This is a genomic window from Magnetococcales bacterium (genome assembly GCA_015228935.1).
In the GTDB taxonomy this organism is placed as follows: domain Bacteria; phylum Pseudomonadota; class Magnetococcia; order Magnetococcales; family DC0425bin3; genus HA3dbin3.
The window spans coordinates 5,508-10,125 of record JADGCO010000128.1; the positions used below are offsets into that span (position 1 = coordinate 5,508).

Genomic DNA, 4,618 nt, shown 5'->3' on the forward strand with positions numbered 1-4,618 from the left:
TGGAGGACAGACGGGCAATTGGAGGACAGACGGGCAATTGGAGGACAGACGGGCAACTGGAAGGCAGACGGGGAAATTGGAGGGCAGACGGCAGGCATACAGGCAGTTGGTTGGACAAGCGGGCTGAAAACAAAATTAGGCGGACTGGAATCAGAAGGATCCGACTTGCAAACAGCGCGATCAAATGCTTGCAGGTTTCTTTTTGCCACGGACACTCGAGGATGTCGATGTGGCCTTGCCTCGCTTGCGAATCTGACCGGCACGGACCAACGCCAGACGGGCCTCTTCTTCGCGTCCCTGGTCCCGCAACAGATTGGCCAGGTTGTCATAGGCTTTGACGTTGTCGGGATTGGTGGAGAGTCCACGTCGAAACGCCGCTTCAGCCTCTACAAGCCAGCCATGTTCGACCAGCAGACGACCGATGCTGTTGAAATGACCGGATCCCTTGGTGCTTTTTTCCAGCATGGTCAGGTAGTGCTGGCGGATTTCATCCCAACGGGTGGCCACCTCCAGAACACTTCCCAGATTCAAGTCAGGTGGAACGCTCCTCTCGGCAGCACGGAGGGTATTGCGAATTCCCAGCAGAGTGCGCGTCAATTTTTCATTTTCCGACTGATGTAACTGCTCAACCATGCCCGGTTGCACCACTTCCGGGGAGAGAGGGGACGTTTGTTTGGACACCCAAAAGCTCCTTCGTCACTCAGAACAAATTACCTGAAAATGTCCCTGCCATCCACGACACCGGCATTGAAACGAACCGATTCGCCGGGGCTCCGTCCTGCATGGCCAGAGGATATCGCCGTATTTCATCTGGTCAAGAGAGTTGCAGCCAAGAGTCCATTCAGTCAGTTTAGTCTACAAAAAAAAATCCACGCATGCCAGTAAAAGCGATCAACAAAATTGACTTTTGAACCAGGGATTGGTTCTCTGGTCGGAGACGGGTTATATTGGGTCAGGTTTTCTGACTGGGAATTCGGGGTGTGCCGTGCAGCGGATGGAAGGGATCTCACCGGACAGGTTCCGGGTAATTTTGATCGACGACGATCCATGGGTTGAGCATCTTGTGCGCAAGACCTTGGCTGAACAGCCCGGTTTTGACCTGCATGTGGTGCAGAATCTGGACCACGCCGTGACTGCCGTGATGCGGTATCAACCCAATCTGATCCTCATCGAATTGATGACAGCCGGCGGGGATGGCTTTCAGGTATTGGCACAATTTGCGGATCAACCGTTGATTCGGGAATTGCCGGTGATTGTACTCTCCTGGCGACGCAGTGCCGCCGGCAAGGCGCGGGCTTTTTCCCTGGGCGTGGATGATTATCTGGTCAAGCCGGTCGAAGCTGAAGAGCTGTTGGCCCGGTTGCAACGGCATGTGTCGGTGCATGTGGCGCGTGTGCAGTTGCATCAGGCCGAGGCGCGCTATCGGAATCTTTTTGAACACTCCCTGGATGCCATATTTCTGGTCGATGGCAAATCCGGTCGCATCATGGATTGCAATCCCTCGGCCTGTCAGTTGTTGTCCAGGAACCGGGGCGAGTTGCTGGGTCTGGAAATGCGTGAATTGTTTCATGCCGACCAACCCCGGGGAGATACCAGGGGCATAGGCACGGAAGCCGATACCTTCGTCGTCGCAGACCCGGGTGGACCCCTGTTCCTGATGGATGGTCACGGAAAACGGGTACCGGCGGATATTGCCGTCGGTGAATTTACCCACGGCGAAGAAAAATTTCTGCAATACATATTTCGGGATGCGACGGAGCGCCTGCGGGTTGAAGAGCGCAACCGGCGCAATTTGCAATCCCGCCTGACCATCAGTGCCTTGTTGCGGACTGCTCTGGCTCCCTTGTCCCTGGAAGCCCAACTGAAAGTGGCGCTGGATCTCGTTTTGTCGGCACCCTGGCTCTCCATTGAATCCAAGGGGTCGTTGTTTCTTGTGGACGAGGCAACGGGCGATCTGATCATGATTGCCCAGCGGGGTCTGGAAGAACCCATTCTCTCAGCCTGCCGCCGGGTACCCAGGGGGTATTGCCTGTGTGGGCGTGCCAGCCTCGGTGAAGAAATCGTCTTTTGTTCCAATCTCAATCATGACCATGACATGCGCTATGAGGGTATCAAGGATCATGGCCACTATTGTGTGCCCATTGGCTCCTCCAAAGGGGTTCTGGGTGTTCTCAATCTCTACCTGGCACCGGGACATACGCAACAGGTCGAGGAAGAGGAATTTTTGCGCACCGTCGTGCAAACCCTGGCCGGTCTCATCGAACGCAAACGGGTGGACGAGGCCCTGCAAAAGGCCAAGGATGCCGCCGAAACCGCCAACCAGGCCAAAACCCGCTTCCTGGCCAATGTCAGCCATGAAATTCGCACCCCACTGAATGCCATCCTGGGATTTTCCCAAATCCTGATCAAAAACCGGGAACAATTCCCGCTGCGTTTTCGCCAGTATCTGGAAAACATTCTGGTCAGTGGCGAAAACCTGGTGGAAATCATCAACAACGTTCTCGATCTGGCCAAGATCGAGGCCGGCAAGCTGCATGTGGAGATGGAAGATATCGATCTGCGTCTGTTGTTGCAGAGTATTTTCCATGTTCACAAGGAACCGGCCACCCGCAAAGGGGTCCAAATGAGTTATGGCCTGGGACCCGACATTCCGCGCCTGGTCTGTTCGGATCGGACCCGGATCAATCAGATTTTGACCAATCTGCTTGAAAATGCCATCAAGTTTACCCCTGCCGGACGCCGGGTGGAGGTGGGTATTTTTCGCGATGGCCATGAAATTCTTCTGATGGTGGCCGATCAGGGCATTGGCATTCCGCTGGCAAAGCAGGCCCTGATTTTTGAGCCTTTTGAACAGGCCGACGGCTCCACGACCCGTTTGTATGGTGGCACGGGGTTGGGATTGTCGATTGTCAAGAGTCTGGCTGCCTTGCTGGGGGGAGAGGTCTCGGTGAAAAGCGCCGAGGGGCAGGGGGCGACCTTTACCGTGCGTATTCCATTGGTCGAGCCGGATCCCAAAAAAGCAACCGAGGCCCAACCGGAATGGAATACTTTCCAGTTTCCAACCGACACCAGGCTGCTGTTGGTGGAAGATAATGCCATGAGTCGGGACATGCTGTTGGCGGCGTTCCGGGAGGTGGGTCTGACGCCGGCGGTCGCGGAAAATGGGGCGCAGTGTCTGGAAATGCTGGCCCGGGTCCACCCGGACCTGATTCTCATGGATTTGCATATGCCGGTGATGGATGGTTTTGCGGCCACCCGCCGCCTGCGCAGCATGGATTTGGGGCGGGATATTCCGATCATCGGCATGTCCGCAGATGCCTTCCTGGAAAGACAGAACGAGGCCAGAGAGGCAGGGGTGACCGATTTTTTGACCAAACCCGTGGATCTGGGTCGTCTCATGCCACTCATGGCGCGGCTGCTGCACCAGCGACCCATGCTGCTGCACGATCCGGGCAAACCGCCGCTTCCAACGGAGTTGCGCCATACCGCCATGACAGAGCTGCGGGCCATTGCCAGGTTGCCCCCTTTCCAGTCCCGGTCCATTGTCGTGCGCTGCGAGGCGGTGTTGGAAATGTGCGAACCCTATACATCGCCATTGACGGACATTGCCGAACGGGTCCGCCAGGCGGTTTTTTCCCGCCAGTCCAATCAGATTCCCGAAATCATCCGGGAAGGGGAAATCTGGGTGGAGCAGATCGGTCGCGTGGGGGAGTCAAAGGAGGGTGAATCATGAGTCAGGGAGCGGTGGGAAGCTGTTGGGGGTGCGGCAGTGGTCTGGGCTTGTTGCACCTTGGCTATCGGGATTCCTGTCCACAGTGCAGCCGGGATACCCGGGTCTGTCGGAATTGCGAATTCCACGATCCAAACTGTTACAACGAATGTCGGGAAAATCAAGCCGAACGGGTGGTGGAAAAGGACCGTGCCACGCATTGTGATTTTTTTCGCATCAAAAAAACGGGAAAAGGTCCTGCCGTTGTCGATCCCGAGGTCACGGCACGTCAGGCTGCCGAGGCGTTGTTCAGGAAACCGGGTCAAAAGCACGACTCCTGATAATATCGCCGGTTGAGAACCAGGCAGCGGTGATCACAGGGCATGATTTCATACACCATGGAGTGGTGCATGCGTGGCTCCCGCCCGCAGTAGCGGGTCAGACAGTGTTTGAGAATGGCCTGGTCACTCTGGCCATGATCCAGAATGGCGTTCCATTCAACCTCCTTGTACCCCAGGGTCAGGCCAAACCAGTTGCAGGCGGATGTACCGGGCTGCCCCTGCCCGACTCCCGGCCCGGAGAACAAAAAAATCGTTGCCAACAGGGCCACGATCCTGCCCGTTTTATTTTTTTGCATGACCCGGACGCCGCAATTTGTTGAATTTTCGTGTGCCATCTGGCCATCTCAAGTTTCGAACAGTCTCGTAACCTTGCTCGTCACTGACCAAATTTTGGCTTTTGACGACTGGTTGAGGAATCATCCTTGATCTCCCGTCCAGTAGGGGTGATCTGCCGTCGGGAATGCTACCTCAATTCAACTCTATGGGCCACGCCCCCGGAATCCATATTGAGCCCAACCCATGTTCGTCATCTGTAGTGCAAAATCTGATTTATTTCAATATTTTACTA

The 4,618-nt window shown here is 55.6% G+C and carries 4 protein-coding genes; 2 read left to right on the forward strand and 2 right to left on the reverse strand.

The genetic code is table 11. The features are described 5' to 3' along the window. Positions 1–180 precede the first annotated feature (180 nt). Complete coding sequence (locus HQL65_18725) at positions 181–681, reverse strand: tetratricopeptide repeat protein (GenBank protein ID MBF0138272.1); 501 nt, start codon at positions 679–681, stop codon at positions 181–183. Between the two features lie 349 nt (positions 682–1,030). On the opposite strand from HQL65_18725, the gene HQL65_18730 reads away from it, so the two are divergent. Together HQL65_18730 and HQL65_18735 are read left to right on the forward strand one after the other, a co-directional pair. Beyond that, a complete protein-coding gene (locus tag HQL65_18730; GenBank protein MBF0138273.1) occupies positions 1,031–3,733 on the forward strand; it encodes a response regulator in 2,703 nt (900 codons plus the stop codon). Then, positions 3,730–4,050 (forward strand): hypothetical protein, encoded by a 321-nt coding sequence (locus HQL65_18735; GenBank protein ID MBF0138274.1) that lies wholly within the window; start codon positions 3,730–3,732, stop codon positions 4,048–4,050. Before HQL65_18730 ends, HQL65_18735 begins: the two co-directional genes overlap by 4 nt. Here HQL65_18735 and HQL65_18740 read toward each other — a convergent pair. Then, entirely contained in the window at positions 4,032–4,346 is a 315-nt protein-coding gene (locus tag HQL65_18740) for a hypothetical protein (protein ID MBF0138275.1), read from the reverse strand. The genes HQL65_18735 and HQL65_18740 overlap by 19 nt on opposite strands. Positions 4,347–4,618 lie beyond the last annotated feature (272 nt).